At 61.7% G+C, this 24,180-nt stretch carries 25 protein-coding genes; 21 read left to right on the forward strand and 4 right to left on the reverse strand.

The features are described from left to right. Positions 1 to 334: 334 nt before the first annotated feature. The 3 genes from ACYVL5_RS03290 to ACYVL5_RS03300 all read left to right on the forward strand — a co-directional run bounded on the left by ACYVL5_RS03290 (position 335) and on the right by ACYVL5_RS03300 (position 4,861). Positions 335 to 2,017: an AMP-binding protein gene (locus ACYVL5_RS03290; RefSeq protein WP_460594128.1), complete on the forward strand. Its 1,683-nt coding sequence runs from the start codon at positions 335 to 337 to the stop codon at positions 2,015 to 2,017. Positions 2,018 to 2,123: 106 nt separating this feature from the next. After that, positions 2,124 to 3,314, forward strand: a complete 1,191-nt coding sequence (locus tag ACYVL5_RS03295) for a M24 family metallopeptidase (protein WP_460594129.1) — start codon at positions 2,124 to 2,126, stop codon at positions 3,312 to 3,314. Between the two features lie 221 nt (positions 3,315 to 3,535). Continuing rightward, entirely contained in the window at positions 3,536 to 4,861 is a 1,326-nt protein-coding gene (locus ACYVL5_RS03300) for a citrate synthase family protein (protein WP_460594130.1), read from the forward strand. A 78-nt stretch (positions 4,862 to 4,939) separates the two neighbouring features. On the opposite strand, the gene amrA is transcribed toward ACYVL5_RS03300, so the two are convergent. Continuing rightward, positions 4,940 to 5,497 carry an AmmeMemoRadiSam system protein A gene (gene amrA / locus ACYVL5_RS03305; protein ID WP_460594131.1) on the reverse strand — a complete coding sequence of 186 codons (558 nt, stop codon included), beginning with the start codon at positions 5,495 to 5,497 and terminating at the stop codon, positions 4,940 to 4,942. Between the two features lie 421 nt (positions 5,498 to 5,918). Here amrA and ACYVL5_RS03310 point away from each other — a divergent pair, with 421 nt between their 5' ends. The 15 genes from ACYVL5_RS03310 to coaBC all read left to right on the forward strand — a co-directional run bounded on the left by ACYVL5_RS03310 (position 5,919) and on the right by coaBC (position 18,885). Then, positions 5,919 to 6,134 carry a hypothetical protein gene (locus tag ACYVL5_RS03310; RefSeq protein WP_460594132.1) on the forward strand — a complete coding sequence of 72 codons (216 nt, stop codon included), beginning with the start codon at positions 5,919 to 5,921 and terminating at the stop codon, positions 6,132 to 6,134. A gap of 145 nt (positions 6,135 to 6,279) precedes the next feature. Continuing rightward, positions 6,280 to 6,693 carry a nucleoside-diphosphate kinase gene (ndk, locus tag ACYVL5_RS03315; protein ID WP_460594133.1) on the forward strand — a complete coding sequence of 138 codons (414 nt, stop codon included), beginning with the start codon at positions 6,280 to 6,282 and terminating at the stop codon, positions 6,691 to 6,693. A 61-nt stretch (positions 6,694 to 6,754) separates the two neighbouring features. Then, positions 6,755 to 7,789, forward strand: a complete 1,035-nt coding sequence (gene rlmN, locus ACYVL5_RS03320) for a 23S rRNA (adenine(2503)-C(2))-methyltransferase RlmN (RefSeq protein WP_460594134.1) — start codon at positions 6,755 to 6,757, stop codon at positions 7,787 to 7,789. A 43-nt stretch (positions 7,790 to 7,832) separates the two neighbouring features. Next, positions 7,833 to 8,696: a nucleoside phosphorylase-I family protein gene (gene mtnP / locus ACYVL5_RS03325; protein WP_460594135.1), complete on the forward strand. Its 864-nt coding sequence runs from the start codon at positions 7,833 to 7,835 to the stop codon at positions 8,694 to 8,696. A gap of 41 nt (positions 8,697 to 8,737) precedes the next feature. After that, the gene (locus ACYVL5_RS03330) at positions 8,738 to 9,655 is read left to right on the forward strand and encodes a carbohydrate kinase family protein (protein WP_460594136.1); all 918 of its coding nucleotides are present in this window, start codon (positions 8,738 to 8,740) and stop codon (positions 9,653 to 9,655) included. Between the two features lie 92 nt (positions 9,656 to 9,747). Next, positions 9,748 to 10,494 (forward strand): tetratricopeptide repeat protein, encoded by a 747-nt coding sequence (locus ACYVL5_RS03335; RefSeq protein WP_460594137.1) that lies wholly within the window; start codon positions 9,748 to 9,750, stop codon positions 10,492 to 10,494. Between the two features lie 6 nt (positions 10,495 to 10,500). After that, the gene (locus tag ACYVL5_RS03340; RefSeq protein WP_460594138.1) at positions 10,501 to 11,379 is read left to right on the forward strand and encodes a helix-turn-helix domain-containing protein; all 879 of its coding nucleotides are present in this window, start codon (positions 10,501 to 10,503) and stop codon (positions 11,377 to 11,379) included. 185 nt (positions 11,380 to 11,564) lie between these two features. Next, entirely contained in the window at positions 11,565 to 11,945 is a 381-nt protein-coding gene (locus ACYVL5_RS03345) for a response regulator (protein ID WP_250678144.1), read from the forward strand. Between the two features lie 21 nt (positions 11,946 to 11,966). Next, complete coding sequence (locus ACYVL5_RS03350; RefSeq protein ID WP_460594139.1) at positions 11,967 to 12,410, forward strand: universal stress protein; 444 nt, start codon at positions 11,967 to 11,969, stop codon at positions 12,408 to 12,410. Positions 12,411 to 12,484: 74 nt separating this feature from the next. Then, positions 12,485 to 13,672 carry a hybrid sensor histidine kinase/response regulator gene (locus tag ACYVL5_RS03355; protein ID WP_460594140.1) on the forward strand — a complete coding sequence of 396 codons (1,188 nt, stop codon included), beginning with the start codon at positions 12,485 to 12,487 and terminating at the stop codon, positions 13,670 to 13,672. Positions 13,673 to 13,744: 72 nt separating this feature from the next. Beyond that, on the forward strand, positions 13,745 to 14,146 hold the full coding sequence (locus tag ACYVL5_RS03360; protein WP_460594141.1) for a response regulator: 402 nt from the start codon (positions 13,745 to 13,747) through the stop codon (positions 14,144 to 14,146). Positions 14,147 to 14,151: 5 nt separating this feature from the next. After that, positions 14,152 to 15,735: an NAD(P)/FAD-dependent oxidoreductase gene (locus tag ACYVL5_RS03365; RefSeq protein ID WP_460594142.1), complete on the forward strand. Its 1,584-nt coding sequence runs from the start codon at positions 14,152 to 14,154 to the stop codon at positions 15,733 to 15,735. Positions 15,736 to 15,772: 37 nt separating this feature from the next. Then, positions 15,773 to 16,897 (forward strand): 3'-5' exoribonuclease YhaM family protein, encoded by a 1,125-nt coding sequence (locus ACYVL5_RS03370; RefSeq protein ID WP_460594143.1) that lies wholly within the window; start codon positions 15,773 to 15,775, stop codon positions 16,895 to 16,897. Positions 16,898 to 17,042: 145 nt separating this feature from the next. Beyond that, a complete protein-coding gene (locus ACYVL5_RS03375; RefSeq protein ID WP_460594144.1) occupies positions 17,043 to 17,666 on the forward strand; it encodes an MBL fold metallo-hydrolase in 624 nt (207 codons plus the stop codon). 10 nt (positions 17,667 to 17,676) lie between these two features. Further along, complete coding sequence (coaBC, locus tag ACYVL5_RS03380; RefSeq protein ID WP_460594145.1) at positions 17,677 to 18,885, forward strand: bifunctional phosphopantothenoylcysteine decarboxylase/phosphopantothenate synthase; 1,209 nt, start codon at positions 17,677 to 17,679, stop codon at positions 18,883 to 18,885. Positions 18,886 to 19,028: 143 nt separating this feature from the next. Here the strand turns inward: coaBC and ACYVL5_RS03385 are convergent, their stop codons facing one another. Beyond that, on the reverse strand, positions 19,029 to 19,937 hold the full coding sequence (locus ACYVL5_RS03385) for a zinc dependent phospholipase C family protein (protein ID WP_460594146.1): 909 nt from the start codon (positions 19,935 to 19,937) through the stop codon (positions 19,029 to 19,031). Positions 19,938 to 20,017: 80 nt separating this feature from the next. Between ACYVL5_RS03385 and ACYVL5_RS03390 the strand changes: the two genes are divergently transcribed. Beyond that, positions 20,018 to 20,710 carry a uracil-DNA glycosylase family protein gene (locus tag ACYVL5_RS03390; RefSeq protein WP_460594147.1) on the forward strand — a complete coding sequence of 231 codons (693 nt, stop codon included), beginning with the start codon at positions 20,018 to 20,020 and terminating at the stop codon, positions 20,708 to 20,710. A gap of 189 nt (positions 20,711 to 20,899) precedes the next feature. On the opposite strand, the gene ACYVL5_RS03395 is transcribed toward ACYVL5_RS03390, so the two are convergent. Then, positions 20,900 to 21,847 carry a TroA family protein gene (locus ACYVL5_RS03395; protein WP_460594148.1) on the reverse strand — a complete coding sequence of 316 codons (948 nt, stop codon included), beginning with the start codon at positions 21,845 to 21,847 and terminating at the stop codon, positions 20,900 to 20,902. 86 nt (positions 21,848 to 21,933) lie between these two features. Beyond that, complete coding sequence (locus ACYVL5_RS03400) at positions 21,934 to 22,353, reverse strand: hypothetical protein (RefSeq protein WP_460594149.1); 420 nt, start codon at positions 22,351 to 22,353, stop codon at positions 21,934 to 21,936. A gap of 219 nt (positions 22,354 to 22,572) precedes the next feature. On the opposite strand from ACYVL5_RS03400, the gene ACYVL5_RS03405 reads away from it, so the two are divergent. Both ACYVL5_RS03405 and ACYVL5_RS03410 read left to right on the forward strand, forming a co-directional pair. Continuing rightward, positions 22,573 to 22,830 (forward strand): BON domain-containing protein, encoded by a 258-nt coding sequence (locus ACYVL5_RS03405; protein ID WP_460594150.1) that lies wholly within the window; start codon positions 22,573 to 22,575, stop codon positions 22,828 to 22,830. Positions 22,831 to 22,899: 69 nt separating this feature from the next. Beyond that, entirely contained in the window at positions 22,900 to 24,171 is a 1,272-nt protein-coding gene (locus ACYVL5_RS03410) for an alpha/beta fold hydrolase family protein (protein WP_460594151.1), read from the forward strand. Positions 24,172 to 24,180 lie beyond the last annotated feature (9 nt).

Consider the following 24,180-nt stretch of genomic DNA (forward strand, 5'->3'; position numbering starts at 1 on the left):
AACAATTTCGCTTGAGTAAGGGGTGGCGCTCCCTTCATGAATGGGCCGATGTAAAGGTTTCCGGCACCGCCTTATCTCTGGGTGATGCGGCGCCATCCCTCTAAAACGGGGATAAGGTGCCTCTCGTTTTTCGTCAGCACCATTATATAAATTAAGGCTGCCTTGACAAGAAACAAATGAAAAAGGGGACTTGGGGAGCAGCCGTATACCATCGCGAACAATTTCTCATTTGCCTTGACATGGTTAGGGCGCTGTGATAGACATAAACTCCTTTTATTTCAATGAGTTAAATATTTTAAACAATTTTTTGAGGATGCTAAACAGGAGGGGGCCAATGTCTGAACAGATCGAGCTTACCGTAGGGGGCCTGCTGGACCACATCGCTGCCAAGTTCCCCGACCACGATGCGCTGGTTTACCACGAGCGCGGTCTCCGCTACAGCTATGAAAAGTTCAACGAACACTGCCGTCTGGTCGCCAAGGGGCTTTTGAAACTCGGGGTCAAGAAGGGGGACCATCTCTCGATCTGGGCCTACAACGTCCCGGAGTGGGTGGTGCTGCAGTTCGCCTCCGCCAAGATCGGCGCCGTCCTGGTGACCGTCAACACGAGCTACAAGTCGGCCGAGCTAGAGTACATCCTCAAACAGTCCGATTCCACCACCCTTTTCATGGTGCAGAGCTTCAAGGACACCGACTACGTCCAGACCCTCGCCTCGGTGGTTCCCGAGCTGGCGGGAAGTACGCCGGGAGAGCTTTCCTGCGAGCGGCTTCCCTTCCTGAAGCGGGTGGTCTTCCTCGGTGGCGGGGCCCCGGCCGGGATGATTCCCTTCCAGCAGATCGTGGAGCTCGGAGCCCAGGTGAGCGACGAGGAGCTGGCCGCCGTCGAGGCCACGCTCAACCCGTACGAGGTGATCAACATGCAGTACACCTCGGGGACCACCGGGTTCCCCAAGGGGGTCATGCTGACCCACCACAACGTGGTAAATAACGGCTTCAACATCGGCGAGTGCATGAAGTTCACCGAGAACGACCGCCTCTGCATCCCGGTTCCCTTCTTCCACTGCTTCGGCTGCGTGCTCGGCGTCATGGCCTGCGTGACCCACGGCACCGCGATGGTCCCGGTGGAGGTCTTCGATCCTTTGAAGGTGCTGCAGACCATCGAGAAGGAGCGCTGCACGGCGGTGCACGGGGTCCCCACCATGTTCATCGCCGAGCTCGAGCACCCCGAGTTCTCCAAGTTCGACCTCACCTCGCTCAGGACCGGGATCATGGCCGGCTCCAACTGCCCGATCGAGGTCATGCGGCGGGTGATCCGCGACATGCACGCCTCCGAGATCACCATCGCCTACGGCCAGACGGAGTCCTCGCCGGTCATCACCCAGACCCGCACCGAGGACCCGCTGGAGTTGAAGGTATCGACCGTCGGCCGGGTTCTCCCCAACGTCGAGCTGAAGATCGTCGACATCGAGACCGGCGCCGAGCTTCCCCCCGGCAAGCAGGGTGAGCTCTGCACCAGGGGGTACCTGGTCATGAAGGGGTACTACAAGATGCCGGAGGAGACCGCCAAGGCGATCGACGCCGACGGCTGGCTCCACACCGGCGACCTGGCGGTCATGGACGAAAACGGCTACTGCAAGATCACCGGCCGCATCAAGAACATGATCATCCGCGGTGGCGAGAACATCTATCCCCGCGAGATCGAGGAGTTCCTCTACACCCACCCGAAGATCTCCGACGTCCAGGTCTACGGCGTCCCCGACCGCAAGTGGGGCGAGCAGGTGATGGCCGCCGTCATCCTGAAGGGCGGGGTCGCCATGACCGAGGAGGAGGTAAAGGATTTCTGCCGCGGCAAGATCGCCAATTACAAGATCCCCAAGTACGTCCGCTTCGTCGACTCCTACCCGATGACCGCCAGCGGGAAGATCCAGAAGTTCAAGCTGCGGGAGATGGCCATCCGTGAGCTTGAGCTCGACGAGGATGCCCCCCAGGGGCAGCCCGCCGCGGCCCCGGCCTGTTGACGAACCCGCGACGGCGCGGGCCGGTTGACGAACCCCGCGTCCTGCGCTATCTTTCCTGTTCCTTTCCTCTCAATGAGCTCATGAGGAAGGGTACGGGAGGATGTGCATGAGGCTTACGCCCAAGAACGAACTGGAATACCGCTTCAGGATGCTGCAGCGCGAGATGGCCGCCACCGGCCTCGACGCCTGTCTCCTGGTGCAAAACGCCGACCTTTTCTACTTCACCGGTACCGTCCAGTCCGGTATCCTCTACGTCCCCGCCGCCGGGGACCCCGTCTACCTGGTACGAAGGGATTACCTGCGGGCCCGCATGGAATGCGGTCTGGCCCAGGTAATCCCTTTTTCTTCGCCCAAAGATCTCCCGCCGCTGGTGGCCCGGCTCGGGCATCCCGTCCCTTCCCGAATCGGCCTGGAGCTCGACGTGCTCCCCGTCCTTCTCTACCAGAAATTTCAAGCCCTCTACCCGCAGGCGACCTTGGCCGACGCGACGCCGTGCGTGCGCCGGGTCCGGATGGTGAAAAGCCACGAGGAGATCCACATCATGCAGGATGCGGCCATCCAGGCGGACAAGGTGTACCGGCGGGCCAAGGAGTACCTGCGCGAGGGGATGACCGAGGTCGAGCTCGCCGCCGAGCTCGAGCGGGTCTGCCGGGTGGAGGGGCACCACGGCTACGTGAGGATGCGGGCCTTCAACGGGGAGGTCGGCATGGGACAGGTGCTGGCCGGCCCCGACTCAGCCGCCCCGGCCTTCACCAACACACCGCTTGGGGGAATGGGGCTTACCCCCGCCTTCGGCCATGGGGCGGGCTACAACCGGGTCGGTAAAAACGAGCCGGTGGTCATCGACCTCGCCGCAAGCTTCGACGGCTACCTGGTCGACCAGACCCGCGTCTTCTCGATCGGGCCGCTCTCCGACCGGCTCAGGAAGGGGTACGACGACATGCTGAAGATCCAGCAGCGGATGATGGTGCTGGCCGAGGAGCGGCCGACCTGGGGGGAGATCTACCGGGAGTGCCTCTCGCTCGCGGTAGCGCTCGGTTACGGTGACCACTTCATGGGAACCGCCGGCTCGCAGGTGCCCTTTATCGGGCACGGGGTGGGGATCGAGATCGATGAGTATCCGTTCATCGCCAAGGGGTTCGACAGCGAACGTCTGGAGCCGGGAATGGCCTTCGCTTTCGAGCCCAAAGTAGTGTATCCGGGGGAGGGGGCGGTAGGTATAGAAAACACCTTTTACCTTACGGAGAGCGGACTTAAGCGGTTGACCTTTTCCAGTGATGAGTTGGTGGTTCTGTAACAGGGAGAAAAATGTAGTCAAAACGGTCTAAATCGAATTTTTTTGTATTGAAAATAAAACGAGGCAATGGTATACATTTGAAAACTCTTTGTATACAGTATACTTCCCAGCGCAACCGGCCGAGCGCGGTCGACCGGCACGGTGACGAGAAGGGTGGCAAGTTTCCCAGAGTTTAATTCATCAGTGTTCACTCAACCCCAACAGAAAAGGAGAACCGACACATGACGCAATTAAAAGAGAAGCTGTTTGAGAAGATCCAGGCCCACCGTCCCCGTATCACCCGCCTGACCAAAGAGTTCGGCTCCGTTATCATCGACAAGGTTGACATCGGCCAGTGCATCGGCGGCGCCCGCGATATCCGCAGCCTGGTGACCGATATCTCCTATCTCGATCCGCAGGAAGGCATCCGTTTCCGCGGCAAGACCATTCCGGAGACCTTCGAGGCTCTGCCGAAGGCCAAAGGTTCCGAGTACCCGACCGTCGAGTCCTTCTGGTACTTCCTGCTGACCGGCGAAGTTCCGACCCCGGACCAGGTTGCCGCCGTCGAGGCCGAGTTCAAGACCCGCCAGGTGGTACCCGAGTACGTCTACCAGGCCGTCCGCGCTCTTCCGAAGGACAGCCACCCGATGGTGATGCTCTCCGTCGGTATCATCGCCATGCAGAAGGACTCCAAGTTCGCCGGCTTCTACAACTCCGGTAAATTCAACAAGATGGATGCTTGGGAGTACGTCTACGAGGATGCCAGCGACATCGTCGCCCGTATCCCGGTACTGGCCGCCTTCATCTACAACCTGAAATACCGTGGCGACAAGCAGATCGCCATCGATCCGACCCTCGACATGGGCGCCAACTTCGCCCACATGATCGGCCAGAGCGAGCAGTACAAGGACGTGGCCAGGATGTACTTCATCCTCCACTCCGACCACGAGTCCGGCAACGTGTCCGCCCACACCACCCACCTGGTGCACTCGGCTCTTTCCGACCCGTACTACGCATACTCCGCAGGCCTCAACGGCTTGGCCGGCCCGCTGCACGGCCTTGCCAACCAGGAAGTTCTCGGCTGGATCATGGAGTTCCAGAAGAAGCTCAACGGCGCCGAGCCGACCAAAGAGAACGTCACCAAGGCTCTCTGGGATACCCTCAACGCCGGTCAGGTTGTTCCGGGTTACGGCCACGCCGTTCTCCGTAAGACCGACCCGCGCTACACCGCTCAGCGTGAGTTCTGCCTCAAGACCCCGGGCCTCAAGGACGATCCGCTGTTCAAGCTGGTCGCCATGATTTTCGAGACCGCCCCGGGCGTCCTCACCGAGCACGGCAAGACCAAGAACCCCTGGCCGAACGTCGACGCACAGTCCGGCGTCATCCAGTGGTACTACGGTCTCAAGGAGTGGGACTTCTACACCGTCCTCTTCGGCGTTGGCCGCGCTCTGGGCTGCATGGCCAACATCACTTGGGACCGCGGCCTCGGCTACGCCATCGAGCGTCCGAAGTCCGTCACCACCGACATGCTCGAGAAGTGGGCTGCCGAAGGTGGTCGCAAGATGTAAGCATTCCCCTCACCGGGAAAAAAGAAGGGGGCGCGAAAGCGCCCCCTTTTTTTTCCTTCGTCCGACAGGTCCGACAGCCTAGACTGTTTCCGACTCCCCGAAGACCTCCGCGGTGAAGACGTAGAGGTCGGCCCCTTCCTGCCAGTCGTCGCGCTTTAAGCCTGCCTTGAGTGCGGTCTGGTTCAGAAAGGTCTCCCGGTTCCACCCCTGCTCGACCGGGACCTGGGGGAGAAGCACCCCGCGGGCAAAATTCTTTTCCAGGTAAAGCCCGTGCACGCCGACCTCGATCTCCTCGGGCGAGGATACCTTGGTCATCGGGGAGAGGACCGAAATCTCCAGCTGGAAATCCGCCAGGTCCTCTTCCTTCATCGGGTAAAAGCGCGGGTCGCGGATGGCCGCGGAGACCGCCATCTGCTGGACGAGCTGGTACAGGGGCTTGTCGGAGGTCAGGTTTCCTATGCACCCCCTGAGGGCCCCCCGGGTTTTGATGGTTACAAAGCAGCCCTTTTGCTCCAGCAGGGAAGGGGTGGTGACCTCCTTGGTCACGGCCTTGCCATTGCGTACCGCCACGGTAATTGCCTCGCGAGCCATTTCCAGCAGAAATTTCCTCTCTTCCGGGTTAAGCGTTTCGTTCACGTGGATTCCCCCTCGGGTAGCTAGCGTTTGCATGTGGATTAATTGGGCTAAAGTAATATATTTGACGCCCGAAGACAAGGGTTTGGTGTGAAAATAGATAGCTTACTTGCTAGTAGGCGGTAAAAAGTTCATGAGATAGTTTACATGCACCCGTACCCCCGCCGGCCCCTCCTGAAAGGGCGTGCGGGCCCGACTGGCGGGGAACGCGGCCGTTTCACCACCCCACATGAAGAGGGGGGGGGAGGTAACCACTCTTTTTCAGGCGAAAAGTTAAAGGTCAAGGGAAAATATTGATTTTTACGCTTTAAAAAGTGTTGACTTTTATCGGAATGCTAGTATATTCGGCCTTTGTTGTGACCTGAAAAACCAGGCGCTTTGCGCAGTAATGGTAAATCTAAAAAGAAAAGAGGTGATATCGTCAATGAAAAAAGTGATCTCTTTGGCTCTTTGCCTGGCTCTGGCCCTCGCCTTTGCTGCTGGCTGCAAGAAGAAAGAAGAGGCTCCGGCTCCGGCTGCTGAGCAGGCTGCTCCGGCTGCTCCGGCCGCTCCGGCTGCTCCCGCTCAGGGTCAGGCTTCTTCCGCTAAAGCTGCTCCGGCTGCTCCGGCTGCCCCGGCTGCCCCGGCTGAGAAGAAGTAATTGGGAACAGGGCCCGCCCTGTTTCCGAAAGCCCACAGAGATTCTGTGGGCTTTTTTTGTACCCGCAACCCCTGCATTTGCCTTGACAAAACTTGATCGGGAATGGTATTTGAAGGGGTCTACCAATATAATGAGGGAGGAAGTCATGGAAAGAACTTTTGCTATCATCAAGCCCGATGCCGTCGAGAGGAACGTAACCGGCAAGGTTATCGAGATGATCGAGGCTGGCGGCTTCAAGATCGTCGGCATGAAGAAGATCCGTCTCTCCAAGTGCCAGGCCGAAGGCTTCTACTATGTCCACAAAGAGCGCCCGTTCTTCGGCGACCTCTGCGCCTTCATGTCCCGCGGCCCGGTGATCGCCCTGGTGCTCGAAAAAGAGAACGCCATCGCCGACTGGAGGACCCTCATGGGCGCCACCAACCCGGCCAACGCCGCCGACGGCACCATCCGTAAGGTTCTCGGCGTGAGCATCGAGGAAAACACCGTTCACGGCTCCGACGCCCCGGAAACCGCCGCTTTCGAGATCCCTTACTTCTTCAACCAGCTCGAACTGGTCTAAGACGCAAAGGTACGACTCAAAAAGGGCCCTTCGTCGCGAAGGGCCTTTTTTATATGGACGCATGGAAAAGACCGACCTAAAGAACCTGACCCTCGAGGGTCTCGAGCAGTACATCGCCGGGCTCGGCAAGGAACGCTTCCGCGCCAAGCAGATCTTCAAGTGGCTCTACCAGATGGACGCCACGAGCTTCGACGAGATGACCAACGTCTCCAAGGAGTTCCGGGCCTTGCTCGCGGAGAAGGCGGTAATCTCCAACCTGGTCCCCGAGGTGGTGGAGGCGGCCGAGGACGGCACCAGGAAGTACCTCTTCCGGCTTGCCGACGGCAACGCCGTGGAGAGCGTGCTGATCCCCGACGAGGGTCGTAACACCCTCTGCATCTCCAGCCAGGTCGGCTGCGCCATGGGGTGCGCCTTCTGCCTGACCGGGACCTTCGGGGTCACCCGCAACCTCACCACCGCCGAGATCGTCAACCAGGTCTGCGCCGTGAAGCGGGAGGAGCCGGTCAGGAACATCGTCTTCATGGGGATGGGGGAGCCTCTGGCCAACCTCTCCGCGGTGGTCCCGGCCGTCAAGATCCTCACCGATCCGGACGGCTTCCAGTTTTCCAACCGCAAGGTCACCGTCTCCACCTGCGGCCTGGTTCCCGAGATGGCGGAGCTCGGGCGGGCGTGCATCGTCAACCTGGCGGTCTCCCTGAACGCCACCACCGACGAGGTCCGCTCGCAGATCATGCCGATCGACCGGCGCTACCCGCTGAAGGAGCTCTTGGCCGCCTGCAAGGCGTTCCCGCTCCCCTCTCGGCGCTGGATCACCGTGGAATACGTGATGATCCGCGATCTGAACGACTCCCTGGAGGACGCCAAAAGGCTCGTCAAGCTGATCAGCCATTTCCCCTCCAAGGTGAACCTGATCCCCTTCAACGAGCACGAGGGGGCGTCCTTCAAGACCCCGACCCAGGAGTCGATCGACCGCTTCCACAAGTTCCTTTTGGACAAGCACGTCACCGTGATCACCCGCTCCAGCCGGGGAGGGGAGATCTCGGCCGCCTGCGGGCAGCTCAAGGGGAGGCTTGACGAAAAGCTCAAGGAGCAGTAACCACAGACCGATCTATTTATAATTGCATGGCGAGGAGGGTGTGATGACTGAGGAGGTAATCGGAGTAATCGGCGGCAGCGGGCTTTACGAGATGGAGGGGATGACCGAGGTCGACCAGGTCAACGTCGACACCCCCTTCGGGCGCCCCAGCGACGACTACATCACCGGGAAGCTGGACGGGGTCCGCATGGTCTTCTTGCCGCGCCACGGCAAGGGGCACCGCTTCACCCCCAGCGAGGTCAACTACCGGGCCAACGTCTACGGGATGAAGAAGCTCGGCGTCACCCGCATCATCTCGGTCTCCGCGGTAGGGAGCCTCCGCGAGGAGATCGCCCCCGGCCACATCGTCGTCCCCGACCAGTTCATCGACCGCACCCGCGGCTTCAGGAAGGACACCTTCTTCGGCAACGGAGTGGTCGGCCACGTTCAGTTCGCCGACCCGGTCTGCCAGCATCTCTCCTCCCTCCTCTTCGACGCCGCCAACGAGGCGGGCGCCACCGTGCACCGGGGCGGCTGCTACGTCTGCATGGAAGGGCCCGCCTTCTCCACCCGGGCCGAATCCCACCTCTACCGCTCCTTCGGGGCATCCATCATCGGGATGACCAACCTGACCGAGGCGAAGCTTGCCCGCGAGGCCGAACTCTGCTACGGGGTCATCGCGCTCTCCACCGACTACGACTGCTGGCACGAGGCCCACGACGACGTCTCGGTGGAGGCCATCATCGCCATCATCAAGTCCAACGTGGCCATGGCCAAGAAGATCATCCGCTGCGCCGTGCAGAAGATCTCCGGCGCGAGGAGCTGCGCCTGCGCCGATGCCCTCAAGTACGCCATCATCAGCGACACCTCGGTGATCCCGGTGGAGACCCGGGAGAACCTGGAGCTGATCATCGGCAAGTATCTCTGATTGCCCGACTCGACACTTTAACCACTTTCAGGAGGTATTTCATGAGCATTTTGGTCGTCGGATCCGTCGCACTCGACTCGGTCGAGACCCCCTTCGGCAAGCGCGAGCGGGTCCTCGGTGGCTCGGCCACCTACTTCTCCACCTCCGCGAGCTTCTTCACCGACGTGAACCTGGTGGCGGTGGTCGGCGAGGACTTCCCGGAGGAGCACACCAAGTTCCTCGCCTCCCGCAACATCGACCTGACCGGCCTCTCCCGGGTCCCGGGCGAGACCTTCCACTGGAAGGGGCGCTACGGCTACGACCTCAACGAGGCCCAGACCCTGGAGACCCATCTCAACGTCTTCGAGACCTTCCGCCCGGTGATCCCGGCCGCCTACGCCGACGCCGAGTACCTGATCCTCGCCAACATCGACCCCGAGCTGCAGATGGAGGTCCTGAACCAAGTGAAAAAGCCGAAGGTGGTCGCCTGCGACACCATGAATTTCTGGATCTCCTCCAAGCCCGAGGCCTTGAAGGAGGTGATCAGGAAGGTAGACTTTCTCATCATCAACGAAGGGGAGGCCCGCCAGCTCTCCGGCGAGTCCAACCTGATCCGCGCCGCCCGCACCATCATCGCCATGGGGGTCAAGAACCTGATCGTCAAGCGCGGCGAGTACGGGGTGCTCATGTTCAACGGCCACTCGCTGTTCGCCGCTCCCGCCTATCCGCTTGAGGAGGTCTTCGATCCCACCGGCGCTGGCGACACCTTCGCCGGCGGCTTCATGGGGTACCTCGCCAACACCGGCAACCTCACCGAGGACGGGGTCCGCCAGGCGGTCATCTTCGGCTCGGTGATGGCGTCGTTCAACGTGGAGGCCTTCAGCCTCGACCGCTTGAAGTCGCTCACCTACCCGGAGATCGAGGCCCGCTACCGGACCTTCAAGCAGATGACCCACTTCGAAGGGGTGAACGAGCTCTAGGCGGGGGATGGAGGGATGTCCCTTCATTGACAAGATCTTCTTAATCTGTTAATTTTCCCCGGTACCAGACCCCGAATAGCCAGGTGAGGCGTATGTCCCGTTGGTTCCTTGTCGTGCTGATCGTTCCGCTGCTTCTTGCCTCTGGTTGCGCCATGAGCAAGGCGGAGAAGAACACCTACCTCTACCATTACCAGATGGGGCAGTCCTTCTACGCCGAGAACAACTTCACCGGGGCCTTGCAGGAGTTCACCGAGGCCGAGAAGATCAGCGCCAAGGACCCCGAGCTCCTCAACCTCCTCGGGCTGGCCTACTTCCGGAAGGGGCTCTTCGAACTGGCCGAAAAGAAGTACCTGAGGGCCCTCAAGCTCAAGGAGAACTACTCCGAGGCGCGCAACAACCTCGGGGTCGACTACCTGGAGATGAAGCGCTGGGACGCCGCCATCGCGCAGTTCAAGCAGGTCCAGGATGATATCTTCTACGCCGACCAGGGGAGCGCCGCCATCAACCTCGGTCTCGCCTATTTCGGCAAGGGGGATTACGACCAGGCCCTGGCCGAGCTGCGCGGGTCGGTCAGCAAGAACCCCGCCGACCCAAGGGCCAGGCTCAACCTCGGACGGGTCTATTTCGCCCTCAACCGGACCGAGCTCGCCATCGAGCAGTACAAGAAGGCCGTTTCGCTCAACTCCTCGTACGCCGCCGCCTACTACCACCTCGGGCTGGCGTATATGAAACAGAACGAGTCGCGGCAGGCCCGCGAGGCCTTTCGCGAGGTGGTCAAGCTCGCTCCTGATTCCGAAAACGGGCAGCTCTCCAGGGAGTACCTGGACATGCTGAAGTGAGGCAACGTGGCTGAACCAGAGGCAGAAGCAGGGGGTGCCGTCCCGCTCGGGGAATACCTGAAAAGCGTCCGCATCTCGCGGGGCCTCGAGCTCGACGAGGCCTCCCGGGTCACCAAGATCGGGAAGAACTACCTGATCGCCATGGAGCAGGGTGAATTCCAGAAACTCCCGTCGGCGGCCTACATCAAGGGGTTTCTGAGGCTGTACGCGGATTTCCTCTCCCTCTCCGGCGACGAGGTGGTGGCCCGTTACGAGCAGTCGCTGCAGCAGGCCGCTCCCCGCCCGCAGGCGGAGACGGGTGTCCCCCGCGCCCCGCAGGTCGAGAAGGGGAAGGTGGTGGGAGGACCCGGCCGCTGGGTGGTCCCCGGCTTCCTGCTGGTGCTGGTCATCATGGCAGCCATCTTCTTCGGCGAATCGGACGAACGTCCGCCGCGCCCCGCCGTCAAACCGGCCGCTCCGCCGCCGGCCGCACCCCAGCCGGCGCCGGCACCCCAGCCGCAGAACCCTGCGGTCCTTTCCCCGCACAGTTCAGCACAGGCTACGCCCCCGGCGGCTCCCGCCGCACCGGCGCCCGCCACCACCCCGGTGCCGGCCCCGGCTCCCGCTCCCGCTCCCGCCGCAGCCCCTCCGCCCGTCCAGAAGCAGCCGGGAGGGATCGTGCTGCGGCTCAGGTTCAACCGGGACAGCTGGCTGGCCATCACCATCGACGACAGCATCTCGCAGCGCTACGACCTGAAGGCGGGCGACGTGATCGAGTGGAAGGGGACCCGGTCGTTCGTGATCGATCTCGGTGACGGCGGGGCGGTGGATGCCGAATACAACGGGCGCCATCTAAAGCTCGGAGAGGCGGGCAAGCCCGTTCACGTGGAACTGAAGGGGCCCTGACGGGGAGGCCGACGGGCGATTTTGCCGGGGGGCGATTCCCTCGATACCGGCCATCGCCGCCGTTATCCCGACGGCGATGAGACCGGGAAACGGGATCGCCGCAGGCCCGCGCGGCACCGCTTGACACCGGGGAGCACGATGTTAGAATCAGTACGTCTTTTCAAAAACTTACCCGGAGCCTGACTTTGCCAAAGCAGCCGAAACGAATACTGGTGGTCGACGATGAGGAGAATGCACGGATCGGCCTTTCCCGCCTTTTGGCCAAGGAAGGGTTCCTAGTCGACAGCGTCGCCAACGGTTTCGAAGCGCTCAACTACCTGAGAGAACAGGAAGTAAACCTGATCGTCACCGACATCAACATGCCCGAGATGAACGGGATCACCTTCCTCAAGGAGCTCAACCGCTGCTACCCCAAGAGTAACGTGATCATGATCACGGCCTACGGCGGGGTAGAATCGTACATAGAGGCCATGAACCTGGGAGCCTTCGAGTACATCAACAAGCCGGTCAAGATCGACGAACTGAAGTCGATCCTCAAAAAGATCTTCAAGGAGACCAGTCACTGAATTAAATTGCAGGGGGGCAGCATGCGAACGTTCGACAAGATTCTTTTCGCCACCGACTTTTCCGAGAGCTCCGAGCACGCCTTCGAGTATGCCCTAGCCCTAGCCCAGAAGTTCAACAGCCGTCTGCTGATCCTTCACGTGATCAACGAACCGGTCGATCTCCGGGGATTCTACGTCCCGCACGTTTCCTTCGAGAACCTCGAGAAGGAGATCGAGGATGGGGCCCAGCAGATGATGGAGCGTTTCTGCAGCACCCACGTCAAGGAGTTCGCCGACTACGACTGCTCGATCGTCACCGGGATCCCTTTCGAAGAGATCCTGAAACGGGCCGAGAGCGAGCAGGTCTCCTTCATCGTGCTGGGTACCCAGGGGAGAAGCGGCATCGACCACCTCCTCTTCGGGAGCACCGCAGAGCGCGTAGTGAGAAAGGCCCTCTGCCCGGTGGTGACCGTCAGACTCCCGTAGCACGAAGCGCCGCGAACCCGGGGGCAGCGTTTTCGCTGTCCCTTTTTTTTTGACCGATCCCGAAAGAGAGCACCATGACTGACACCGTGAAACAGTACCGCGGCACCGTCCTCATCGTCGACGATGAGAAGATCATCCTGGACCTGACCGCCATCATCCTCAAGAACCGCGGCTTCCAGGTCTTTACCGCACTGAGCGCCGGCGAGGCTTTCAAGATCATCGAGGAGCATCCCCCCGAGCTGGTCCTTTTGGACTACATGATGCCCAACATGGACGGGCTCACCGCCCTCAAGGAGATCCGGCGGCGCTTCCCCGAGACCTACGTCATCATGTTCACCGGCAAGGGGAGCGAGGAGATCGCCGTCGAGCTCATGAAGGCGGGGGCCTCCGACTACATCCTCAAGCCGTTCAACAACCAGGACATGGTGGACCGCATCGAGAGCGTCTTGAAGCTCCGGGCGGTCGAGCTGCAGAACCGGGCGCTGCTTCTCGAGCGCGAGCGGCTGTTGGCCGAGATCGCCGACTGGAACCGGGAGCTCGAGGCGAGGGTCCAGGAGAAGAGCGAGGCGCTGACCCGTGCCCAGGCCGAGATCGTCCAGTCCGAGAAGCTCGCCACCTTAGGCTACCTCTCCGCCGGGATGGCACACGAGATCAGGAACCCGCTCAACTCGATAGCGCTCTTCGTGCAGCTCATCAAGGGTGGGCTCGACGAGAACGAGCACCAGGACTACTGCGACAAGATCCTCAAGGAGGTGGACCGGATCGACGGCATCCTCGGTAAGCTCCTCGACGCCTCCAAGCGGCCCAAGTTCGAGATCAGCGAGGTGCACGTGGACCGGGTGCTGGAGGATCTCCTCGAGGCCTTCACCCCCCAGCTCAGGCAGAAGAAGATCCAGGTGGTCACCGACTTCCGGAACATCCCTCCCGCCATCAAGGCCGACCCGATGGAGATCGAGCAGATCTTCACCAACCTCTTTCTGAACTCCATCCACGCCATGAGCGAGCAGGGGACCCTCGGGGTGCAACTCGACCAGGACGAGGAGTACATCAACCTCAAGGTCTCCGACACCGGTCCCGGCATCCCTCCCGAAAACCTCCCCAACATCTTCGACCCCTTCTTCACCACCAACGCGCGCGGCACCGGCCTCGGGCTCTCGGTGGTGCTGAGGATCGTCAAGACCTACAAAGGGAAGATCGAGGTGGAGAAGACCGACGGCAGCGGCACCACTTTCCTGGTCAGGCTCCCGCTGGCGGCCAAGTAGGGGCGGTTTCCCCTTCCAATTTGGCCGGCATTTTTGTATTATGGCCCATTCCACCAAGACTCAGAGGTCGAAATGGCAGCCGCCGGGGCAAAGATTCTCCTCATCGATGACGACAGCTTCTTCCTGAAGGTGCTTTCCGACGCCTTCTCGGGGGCCGGCTTCACGGTGGTGACCGCCTCCGACGGCATCCAGGGGGTGAAGGCCTACCTCCAGGAACACCCGGACGTGGTCGTCTCCGACCTGGTGATGCCGAACATGGGCGGGGTCAGCACCTGCCTGGAGATCGCCCGGCAGGCCGGCGACCGTGACCCGATCATCGTGCTTCTCACCTCGATGTTCAAGGGTGCTCCTCATGAGCATACCGTCCCCGAGATGGGCGCCAAGGTGCACATCCCCAAATCGACCCCTCCACTCGACATCGTGATCATCATCGAGCAGCTGTTGGAGAGAAAGGCGCGCGCCAGCGCGGCCTGATCCCGATGCCATTTCTGCTGCGTAACCTTACCCTGAACCCCGGCGATCCGGAGTCCGCGCTCCGCCCGCTATTGGCCAGAAAGCTCGGCATCCCCGACTCCGAGATCGTCTCCTTTTCCCTGGTGAGAAAGGGGATCGATGCCCGGAAGAAGGGGGCCATCAAGCTGGTCCACACGGTGGAGTTCTCCCTGCGGGACGAAGCCCGGCTTGTCCCGGGAGGGGATCTCTCGCGGGTGGAACCCGTCGCCCCGGTTAGCTTTCCAAAGCTTTCCCCGGTCCCGGGGCTGATCGTCGTCGGCATGGGGCCGGCCGGCCTCTTCGCCGCCCTGCGGCTTGCCGAGTACGGACTCAGCGCCACCATCGTGGAACGGGGGCGGGACGTCGACCGGCGTAACCGCGACGTGGCCCGCTTCTGGCGCGAGGGGACCCTCCTTCCCGAGAGCAACGTGCAGTTCGGCGAGGGGGGGGCGGGAACGTTTTCGGACGGGAAACTGACCACCAGGGTGAAGGACCCCAACTGCGGCTGGGTGCTCGCCAAGCTGGCCGAGTTCGGGGCGCCCCCCGAGATCCTCTACCAGGCGAAGCCCCACATCGGGACCGACCGCCTGCGGACGGTGGTGAAGGGGATCCGGGAAAGCCTCCTTAGCGCGGGTTTCCAGGTCCTCTTCGACACCAGGTTCAGCGACCTCATCCTGCGGGACGGGAACCTCGCGGCGATCGAGGTCAACGGGGAGTACGAACTTCCCTGCCGTGCCCTGGTGCTCGCACCCGGGCATAGCGCCCGCGACACCTACGCGATGCTGTACGAGCGCGGGGTGGCCGTGGAGGCGAAGCCGTTCGCGGTGGGGCTTCGGGTCGAGCACCCCCAGGCGCTCATCGATGCCATCCAGTACGGATCGAAGGCCCCCCCGAGCCTCCCTCCGGCCGAGTACGCCCTGGCCTACAACAACGAGGCGAGCGGGCGATCGGCCTATTCTTTCTGCATGTGCCCGGGCGGCGTGGTGGTGGCCGCCGCCTCCGAGAGCGGCGGGGTGGTGGTGAACGGCATGAGCGGCTACCGGCGCAATTCCCCCTGGGCCAACAGCGCCCTGGTGGCGACCGTCGGGCCCCGCGATTTCGAAAGCGGCTCGCCGCTGGCCGGCATCGAGTTCCAGAGGATGCTCGAGCAGCGGGCCTACCGGGCCGGCGGGGGAGGGTACCTGGCGCCGGCGGAGAGCCTCCTCTCCTTTCTCAAGAAGGGGAAGGGGAAGCTCGCCTCCAGCTACCGCCCCGGCGTGGTAGAATACGATCTGGCGCGGCTTCTCCCCGGGCCGGTGGTAACCACCCTCCGGGAGGGGATCGTCTCCTTCGACCGGAAGATGCGCGGGTTCATCACGGGGGAGGCGACCCTCACCGGGGTGGAGACGAGGACCTCCGCGCCGGTCAGGATCCCGCGCGGCAGCGATTTCCAGTCGGTCAGCCATCCCGGCCTCTACCCGACCGGCGAGGGTGCCGGTTACGCGGGGGGGATCATGAGTGCCGCGCTGGACGGCATCCGGGTGGCCGATGCCATCGCGCTGAGGAACCGGCAGGAGCAGGGGCAGGGGTAGGGTAGAGACTCAAACCGATACCAACAAGGAGTAGCTTGTGAAAAAGATATGCGTTGCGGACATCAAGGACCGGGACCAGGTCGAGGCGGTCTTCCTGGTCAAGGATAAGATCATGGCCATGGCCAAAAACGGCAAGCCGTATCTGACCCTCAAACTGATGGACAGGAGCGGCGAAATGGACGCCAAGATCTGGGACAACGCCGACGAGGTCGCCACCCTCTTCGACCGCAACGATTTCCTCGCCGTGCGGGGTAAGGCGAGCGTCTACCTCGGGAAGATGCAGCTCATCATCTCCGAGCTGACCCTGGTCCCCGAATCCCAGGTCGAGCTGGCCGATTTCCTTCCCGAGACCGACCGGGACATAAACGAGATGGTGGCCGAGCTGCGGCAGCTCTTGGCCACCATCAGGGATCCCGATATCGCCCGGCTGATGAACGCCTTCTTCTCGGATCCCGAGGTGATGGCCCAGTACCGGGTGGCTCCCGCCGCCAAGGGCATGCACCACGTCTACCTCGGCGGGCTCCTCGAGCACTCGCTGTCGGTGGCCAAGCTGGTGGACGCCATCGTGCCGCTGTACCAGGGGTTGAACCGCGACCTGCTGGTGGCCGGCGCCCTGCTGCACGATATCGGGAAGGTGCGGGAGATGACCTATCTGCGCTCCTTCGACTATACCGACGAGGGGAAGCTGATCGGCCACATCACCATCGGCGTGGAGATGATCCAGGAGCGGATCGCCACGCTTCCCGGCTTCCCGGTCGAGCTCGGGATGCTCATAAAGCACATGATCCTTTCCCATCACGGGCAGTACGAGTACGGCTCCCCGAAGCGTCCCAAGACCGTCGAGGCGACCATCCTCAACTACCTGGACGATCTCGATTCCAAGATCAACGGGATCAGGACCCACATCCGCAAGGAGCCGGACAATCCCTCCCGCTGGACGTCGTACCACCGTCTGTACGACCGCTACTTCTTCAAGGACAACGCCATGCGGGTCGAGGAGCCGCAGGCCGAGGATTTCCTCGATCCGGCCGAGCTGGTCCCCGAGCGGGTGGCCGCGCCCCCGCTCAAGCCTGACGCCCAGCGCCAGCAAAAGGATGGACGCAAGTCCTTCACCAACAACCCCTTCGAGGCGTTAAAGAACGAGAACCTCGATCTCTTTTAGCCCCTTTCCTTCCCCGTCCCCCTGGTACGCCGGGTGGAAATGGCACGGTGGGCACCCAATGCCCACGCGGTCGGAGAGAAATGGGGGCCAGAGGGGATCGTTTTGACTATGCAGTACTGTTATCTATATTTTCCAAGGAGATGCCATGCTGATAGAGAGAATAGTGGTTGGCCCGCTCGGGGTTAACTGTTTCATCCTGGGTGACAGAGGGAGCAACGAAGGGGTGATCGTCGATCCCGGTGCCGATTGCGACAAGATCCTCGCCGCCGTGGGGCGCTTTGGCCTCAACATCAAGTACATCGTCAACACCCATGCCCACTTCGACCACGTCGGCTGCAACCGCGACGTGAAGGATCGGACCGGGGCGGAGCTTTTGGTCCACGAGAATGACCTGGCGCTTCTCTCCCGCGCCCGCAGCAGCGCGAAGGGTTACGGCCTCGACGTGGTCGATTCGCCGGCCCCCGACCGCTACCTGACCGACGGCATGACGCTCGAGTTCGGCAAGCGCACCATCGAGGTGCTCCATACTCCCGGACATACCCAGGGCGGCTGCTGTCTCTATCTCCGCAACGAGCAGGTGGTCATCACCGGCGATACCCTCTTCGCCGATTCCGTCGGGCGTACCGACCTTCCCGGCGGCTCCCACGAGCAGTTGATCGCCTCCATCACCGAAAAGCTGATGCCGCTTCCCGAGCAGACCGTGGTTTGGCCCGGCCATGGCCCCTCCACCACCATCGGGCGCGAAAAGAAGTCCAACCCGTACCTGTAGGGGGGAGCCGATGCTGCAAGGGAAAGTGATCATCCTCGGTGTCACCGGGGGGATCGCCGTTTACAAGGCAGTCGAACTGCTGAGAGTTTTGACCAAAGCGGGCGCCACCGTCCACGTGGTGATGACGCGTGCTGCCACCGAGTTTGTCACGCCGCTCACCTTCCAGACCCTTTCGGGAAATCCGGTCCACCTGGAGCTCTTCAACCTGATCTCCGAGCAGGAGATCGGCCACATCTCGCTTGGCGAGCGGGCCGACCTCTTCGTGATCGCCCCGGCCACCGCCAACTTCATCGGCAAGGTGGCCGGCGGCATCGCCGACGACCTGCTGACCACCACGGTGATGGCCACCAAGGCCCCTGTGCTGATCGCCCCGGCCATGAACGTCAACATGTACCAGAACCCCATCTACCGCGAGAACGAACGGCGTCTGAAGGAGCACGGCTACCTCTTCGTCCCCCCCGCCTGCGGCATGCTCGCCTGCGGGTACGAAGGGGAGGGGAAGCTGCAGGATCCCGCCATCATCCTCGAGGAGGCGGTTGCCGCACTGACCCCGAAGGACCTGGCCGGGGAGCGGATCCTGGTCACCGCCGGCCCCACCCTCGAGGAGATCGACCCGGTGCGTTACATCAGCAACCATTCGTCGGGAAAGATGGGTTACGCCATTGCCCGTCAGGCCCGCCTGCGTGGCGCCGCGGTCACCTTGGTGAGCGGTCCCACCGCCATTGCCGATCCCTGGGGGGTGAAGGTGCTGCGCGTGGAGAGCGCGCGGGAGATGCGGGACGCGGTACTGGCCGAGCTCGACGGCTGTGACGTGGTGATCAAGGCGGCCGCCGTCGCCGACTACCGTCCCAAGCGGCGGGCGGGTACCAAGATGAAAAAGGTGGCCGAGTCCCTCTCCATCGACCTGGAGAAGAACCCCGACATCCTCGCCGAGGTAGGGGGGCGCAAGGAAGGACGGATCCTGGTAGGATTCGCGGCCGAGACCGCCGACCTGGTGGCCAACGCCACCGCCAAGCTTAACGCGAAGAACCTGGACATGGTGGTTGCCAACGATGTCTCCCTGGAAGGGGCGGGATTCAACGTCGACACCAACATCGTGAAGATCCTCTCCAGGGACGGGAAGGTTGAGGAGCTGCCGAAGATGGCTAAGGATCAGCTGGCGGGAGTCATTCTCGACCGGGTGCTGGCACTAAAAAGAGGGAAGGGACAAAAGCAATAGAACGCGGAGGACGCGGATCGAACGGATTGACGCGGATAAGGCTTAAATCCCTTTGAGCGATGAAAATCTCTTTGCTTACCAGGTAGATCCGCCTTTATCCGTTCCATCAGGAGTTGATCCGTGATGTCTTGGGGGGGGGAGGGTTATTTCGACAGTATCTCCAGCAAAAGCTCCGGCTGGCAGATGGCGTCCTTGAGTTTGGTCTTGATCTCGCCAAGCTCGGCGTAGGCCTGGTCCTTGGTGATCTTCCCGCTCCGATAGAGGAGCCTTAGGTTCTTACGCACCGCCTCCGCCGCGGCCAGCGCCTTCTCACCGGTCGGGTCGGCTTTGAAGTAGCGGGAATTCTCGCCGTTGTTCAGGAAGTCGAAGACCGCCTCCTGGGCGAGCTGCATGTACTCCTCGCGGTCCTCTTCGTCGAGGGCGTAGCGTGAGGAGTCGGAAAGCGTCTGCAGCAGGCTCTGCCACTTCTCCAGCCGGCTCACCAGCAGGATGGAGTTGAAGATCCTCTTGTTGGTTGCGAAGGAAAAGATGGTGTCCGATAGGACCTTGCGGAGCAATTGGTCGTTTTTGCTGAAGTGCTCGGCTGCCACCTTCTTCCCGGTGTCCCAGATCTCCTTCTCTACGTAGTTCTCGAACCGCATCTCCCAGTAGGCGTGCTTCAGGGTGAGCGACGAGAAGCTCCTCATCACCTTGTACGGGACGTAGTAATTGTGGGAGATGCAGTCGGCCGCCAGGTGACTCAGGTAGCCGTAGGCGCAGGCCTGCTCGGCACCGTCTGCGGCCTTGTCGAGCACCTTGTGCCCCATCCGCCAGCGATGGCAGTGCTGCAGGTAGTGGGTGAACTTTTTTCCGATGGTGATGTCGGCGGCGATGGTGCCGTAGAGAAAGTCGAAGGGATGGTTGCCGATGATGGCGGCCACCGAAGGCTCCAGCGTCTCGAGATGGGAGAGGACGTTCATCCCCAGCTGAAGATGGATTCCGGCCCCCCAGGCGAAGGCATCGTGGGGTAGGGCCAAAACGAGCAGCAGTGCTGCGGCAAGAAGTGGGAACATGTAGTTGAGGATAGTTAATGGATGAGCAAAAGTAAAGGCTCTAATCGACTAACTTGTTTGAGGGTAAGCGGATGCATGAAATGTCGGAACAGGAGTCCCTGGTAGCCTCGCTGAAGAGGTATCTCGAGGACCTGGCGGAGAGCGGGATGGATGAGATCCCCTACGGGGAGGCCTCCGTTACCGCTCCCCTGGCCGTGGCGCGTCCGGTAACGCCGGAACCTTCCCCCGGCGTCTCCACCGCTGCGTCCGCCGGCCCGGCAGCAAGGGCCCCCGAGGGGGTGTGCGCCGGGGATGAGCGTGCTTCCGCAGCGGCTTCGGCTTCGGCAACGGCTCCGGCACCCGTCGAGGGTGCCATCCCGATCAAGGCCGAGGGGCCGCCGAAGTCGCGGCTGGTGTTGGTGATGGCCGGTGATGGTTTCGCCGGGGAGGCGGGGTCCCTGCTGGCGAAGATAGTGGGCGCGATGGGGATTCCCCAGGACCAGGTGCTGCTGTTGAGCTACCCGAGGGGGGATGCCGGCGACGAGCTGCGTTCCGCCCTGCTCGCCAGGCTCTCCGCCGCATCCGCGGAATGTATCGTCGTCCTCGGAGAAGAGGCGGCCCAGCTCATGATGAAATCCGGAAATTCCCTGGAATCCCTGCGCGGGCGCTTCCGGAGCCTGGGCGGGGTGCCGCTGATGGCCACCCTTCATCCCGAAGAGCTGGTGGCCGACGAGGGGCTCAAGCGCGGCGTGTGGAACGAGATGAAGCAGGTCATGGCCCGCCTCGGCTCGTGAAAATAAGGACCGAAAGTAGGCGATAAAAAGGGGGAGTGGCTCCGTGTGGTGCCACTCCCCCTTTTTCTAATAATTCGAACGTTCGAAGAAATCCTGCAAAACTTCGTTATCACAAGCGAATTCCGAATTTTTTTCGCGGCCTGCTGCCTTTTTTTTACCCCGTTCTCCCCTTGGCGACCCGAATGGGCGTCACTTACACTCGAGCCCCTTCCTCAGGTTGGCCAGATTCTCCCTCATGAGGGCTAGGAAGGTGGTCCCCTTGGTGAAGTCCTCCTTGCTGACGTTGTGGGCCGCGTTCAGCATCAGCACCTGCGCGCCGGTCTCCTTGGCGATCATCTCGGCGGTCGCCGGGGAGAGCAGCTCCTCGCAGAAAACGTACTTGAGATGGTTGGCCCTCATCTGGTTGACCAGGTCGGCCAACTTCCGGGGCGTCGCCTCGGCATCCGGGTCCACCGCCTGTGCGGAGTGGTAATCCAGCCCGTAGCGCTTCGCCAGGTAGCCGAAGGCATAGTGCCCGCCATGGAGAAGGACCCTGGTCCTGCAGTCCGCCAGCCCCGCCTTGTACTCCCCATCGAGTTTCTGCAATTCCCCCTGGTACTTCAACGCCCGAGACCGGTAGTAATCGGCGTTGGCCGGGTCCTTTTTGGCGAGCCCGTCGGCGATGTTTTTCACCATTACCTGCGCGTTGGCGAAATCGAGCCACACATGGGGATCGAACCCGCCGTGGTCGTGGGCGTGAACTCCTCCCTCCTTTTCACTCTCGGCGTGCGACGTTTTCATCAGGGGCACCCCCTGACTTGCGTCCACCACCTCGGTGTTTCCCCCCTGCGATCCGAGGAGCTTGACCGCCCACGGTTCCATGAAGCGGTTGGTGTAGATGACCACGTCCGCCTTGGCGATCCGCACCACGTCGTCAGGCTTCGGCTCGAAGCTGTGCGGCTCCACCCCCGGAGGCAGGAGCAGTTTCACCTCCGCCTTGTCGCCTGCCACCTCGCGGGCGAAGTCGTAAACGGGGAACAGGGTGGCGACCACGATCGGCTTGTGCGGGCCGCTCTTGGCCGTCGGGGTCTCCTTCGAGCTGCAGCCAAAGGTGAGCATGAGGATGCCGACCAGCAGCATCCGGAAAACATGTTTCATCTAAAACTCCTCCACAAGAGGGAATGGGCGGGACCGTTGCTGTAAATAGAAACCATTTCGATTTGAATGTCAAGGGCTCCCGGGACTCACTTCGGTGTGGCGCAGGATTGGAGCCGGCCGTCTTCGAACAAGGTGACCTGCTGCAGCTCGTCGCAGACCTTGCCCTGGATCTGGGTCTGGGTCGAGAGCCGGCAGGTGTCGAGTGTTCCGGAGGGATAGAAGGATATCTCGCCGTACTCGTCGCAGGGGATCCCTGCGTAGGTGTAGAAATCCCTGCTGGTGCAGCTTCGCAGCAGGCCGTTCGGGTGGAAGGTGATCGCCGAGTAGGCGTTACAGACCACTCCCTGGATGGTGTAGATATCTCTCAGGTTGCACGCTTGCAGGCGCCCGTCGGGAAAGGTGGTGATCGCGGAGCCGGGGTTGCAGATGGAGACGTCGGCGGCGAAGGGGGTGGTGGTCAGTAGCAGTGCTCCCAGGAAAAGGGGGAAGATGGTAGCTCGCTTCATGGGGGGGGCTCCTTGTGTGCCGGCCCCTTCCCCCCGGCCTTGGCCACCGCGTCGGGTGGGAATGCGCTGTCAAGGGCGCTGAGATGGGGCGGCTTGACACTTAATGTGCGTTAGCTACGCTTAAGCATATCTCAACCCCGCAGCTAAAAAAGGAGAGACATCATGGCCAAGGTTCGCCATTGGGCAAAGGTTTTTGCCTGCGCAGGAGTGTTGTCTTCTATGATCGGTTGCGCGACGACCTCGACTCACGAGAGCACCGGACAGTACGTGGACGATTCGGTGGTAACCACCAAGGTGAAGGCGGCCCTCTTCGACGAGCTGTCGCTGAAGACCTTCAACATCGGGGTCAAGACCTACCAGGGCGTCGTCCAGTTGAGCGGCTTTGTCGATACCCTCGACCAGAAAACCAGGGCCGGCGATGTCGCCAGCCGGGTGAACGGCGTCACCGATGTCAAAAACGACCTGATCATTAAATAGATTACTGTCCCCGACGGGGGAGCGCCCGGCAACCCGCTTCGGCGGGTTGTTTTTTGACGGGAGGCGCAGATGATGTTCATGAGAATGGTGTTCGCTTTCCTGCTGCTCCTGCTGCCGTTCGATCTTTTGGCCGCCGAGGCTCGCTACGGCTACCCGATCGATGGCGCCTACGAGGCCACCATCCTCGGCACTCCGCCGCAGCTGATACCTGCCTACCCTGAAAAGATCCGCACGCGGTTTCTGGTCCTCGACGTGCTCCCCGAGCGCGTGAAGCCTCCCATCTTCTTCTACGACAAGGGGCTTCGCTGCACCTTCGCCTGGCAGAAGAAGAAGGCCCCCCTGGTGTTCCTGATCGCCGGGACCGGCTCGAGCGACCGTGCGGATAAGCTCATTACCATGCTGAAGGCCTTTTACCACGCGGGCTTTCACGTCATCACGCTTCCGTCGCCTACCAACGCCAACTTCATCATCTCCGCCTCGCGCAGTTGCGTCCCCGGCGATCTTGCCGACGATAGCGCCGACCTCTACCACGCCATGGAGGTGGCCTGGGAGCAGGTCCGGGGCGAAATCGAGGTCTCTTCGTTCAACCTCTGCGGCTACAGCCTGGGCGGCGACCAAGCCGCCTTTGTCGCCAAGCTGGACGAGGATCGCCAGGTCTTCAACTTCCGCAAGGTGCTGATGATCGACCCCTCGGTCAGCGTCTATACCTCCATCACCCGCATCGAGGAGCTGCTGAAGAAGATACCCGGCGGTCCGCGCCAGCAGGGGATCTTCTTCAACCGGATGCTCTCGCGCTTCAGTGAGTACTACCGCAGCAGCAACTTCGTGACCCTCAGCGACGAGTTCCTGTACACGATGTACCGGGAACGGCTCTTCTCCTCCGAGGAGACGGGAGGTCTGATCGGTCTTACCTTCAGGATAAACCTGGGGGGGATGATCTTCGCCTCCGACGTGATGACGAACAGCGGGTACATCGTGCCGAAGAACAAGGTGCTGAAGCAGAGCGACTCGCTCTACGAGTACTTCATGGTTTCCTCTCACCTGAGCTTCTACGATTATTTCAACGAGTACTTTTACCCGTACTTCCGATCCAAGCGCCCCTGGCTCACCGTCCAGCAACTGGCCGCCGCCCAGAGCCTGAAGAGCATCGAGGGGTACCTCGTCAACACTCCGAAGATCGGGGTCGTCGCCAACGAGAACGACTTCCTCATGGAGCCTGGCGATCTGGAGTATCTGCGGAGCCTGTTCGGGGCGCGTCTCAAGGTGTACCCCAAGGGGGGGCATCTCGGTAACCTAGAGTACCGGGACAACCTGGAGCAGATGATCGCCTTTTTCCGCTAATAGGAGGCT

The organism is Geomonas sp. Red276, assembly GCF_054784495.1.

Bases quoted from the DNA above. Each gene is read 5' to 3' on its own strand.
- ACYVL5_RS03290 (WP_460594128.1), top strand. From the start codon at position 335: ATGTCTGAACAGATCGAGCTTACCGTAGGGGGCCTGCTGGACCACATC.
- ACYVL5_RS03295 (WP_460594129.1), top strand. From the start codon at position 2,124: ATGAGGCTTACGCCCAAGAACGAACTGGAATACCGCTTCAGGATGCTG.
- ACYVL5_RS03300 (WP_460594130.1), top strand. From the start codon at position 3,536: ATGACGCAATTAAAAGAGAAGCTGTTTGAGAAGATCCAGGCCCACCGT.
- ACYVL5_RS03310 (WP_460594132.1), top strand. From the start codon at position 5,919: ATGAAAAAAGTGATCTCTTTGGCTCTTTGCCTGGCTCTGGCCCTCGCC.
- ndk (WP_460594133.1), top strand. From the start codon at position 6,280: ATGGAAAGAACTTTTGCTATCATCAAGCCCGATGCCGTCGAGAGGAAC.
- rlmN (WP_460594134.1), top strand. From the start codon at position 6,755: ATGGAAAAGACCGACCTAAAGAACCTGACCCTCGAGGGTCTCGAGCAG.
- mtnP (WP_460594135.1), top strand. From the start codon at position 7,833: ATGACTGAGGAGGTAATCGGAGTAATCGGCGGCAGCGGGCTTTACGAG.
- ACYVL5_RS03330 (WP_460594136.1), top strand. From the start codon at position 8,738: ATGAGCATTTTGGTCGTCGGATCCGTCGCACTCGACTCGGTCGAGACC.
- ACYVL5_RS03335 (WP_460594137.1), top strand. From the start codon at position 9,748: ATGTCCCGTTGGTTCCTTGTCGTGCTGATCGTTCCGCTGCTTCTTGCC.
- ACYVL5_RS03350 (WP_460594139.1), top strand. From the start codon at position 11,967: ATGCGAACGTTCGACAAGATTCTTTTCGCCACCGACTTTTCCGAGAGC.
- ACYVL5_RS03355 (WP_460594140.1), top strand. From the start codon at position 12,485: ATGACTGACACCGTGAAACAGTACCGCGGCACCGTCCTCATCGTCGAC.
- ACYVL5_RS03360 (WP_460594141.1), top strand. From the start codon at position 13,745: ATGGCAGCCGCCGGGGCAAAGATTCTCCTCATCGATGACGACAGCTTC.
- ACYVL5_RS03365 (WP_460594142.1), top strand. From the start codon at position 14,152: ATGCCATTTCTGCTGCGTAACCTTACCCTGAACCCCGGCGATCCGGAG.
- ACYVL5_RS03375 (WP_460594144.1), top strand. From the start codon at position 17,043: ATGCTGATAGAGAGAATAGTGGTTGGCCCGCTCGGGGTTAACTGTTTC.
- coaBC (WP_460594145.1), top strand. From the start codon at position 17,677: ATGCTGCAAGGGAAAGTGATCATCCTCGGTGTCACCGGGGGGATCGCC.
- ACYVL5_RS03385 (WP_460594146.1), bottom strand. From the start codon at position 19,937: ATGTTCCCACTTCTTGCCGCAGCACTGCTGCTCGTTTTGGCCCTACCC.
- ACYVL5_RS03390 (WP_460594147.1), top strand. From the start codon at position 20,018: ATGTCGGAACAGGAGTCCCTGGTAGCCTCGCTGAAGAGGTATCTCGAG.
- ACYVL5_RS03395 (WP_460594148.1), bottom strand. From the start codon at position 21,847: ATGAAACATGTTTTCCGGATGCTGCTGGTCGGCATCCTCATGCTCACC.
- ACYVL5_RS03400 (WP_460594149.1), bottom strand. From the start codon at position 22,353: ATGAAGCGAGCTACCATCTTCCCCCTTTTCCTGGGAGCACTGCTACTG.
- ACYVL5_RS03405 (WP_460594150.1), top strand. From the start codon at position 22,573: ATGATCGGTTGCGCGACGACCTCGACTCACGAGAGCACCGGACAGTAC.
- ACYVL5_RS03410 (WP_460594151.1), top strand. From the start codon at position 22,900: ATGATGTTCATGAGAATGGTGTTCGCTTTCCTGCTGCTCCTGCTGCCG.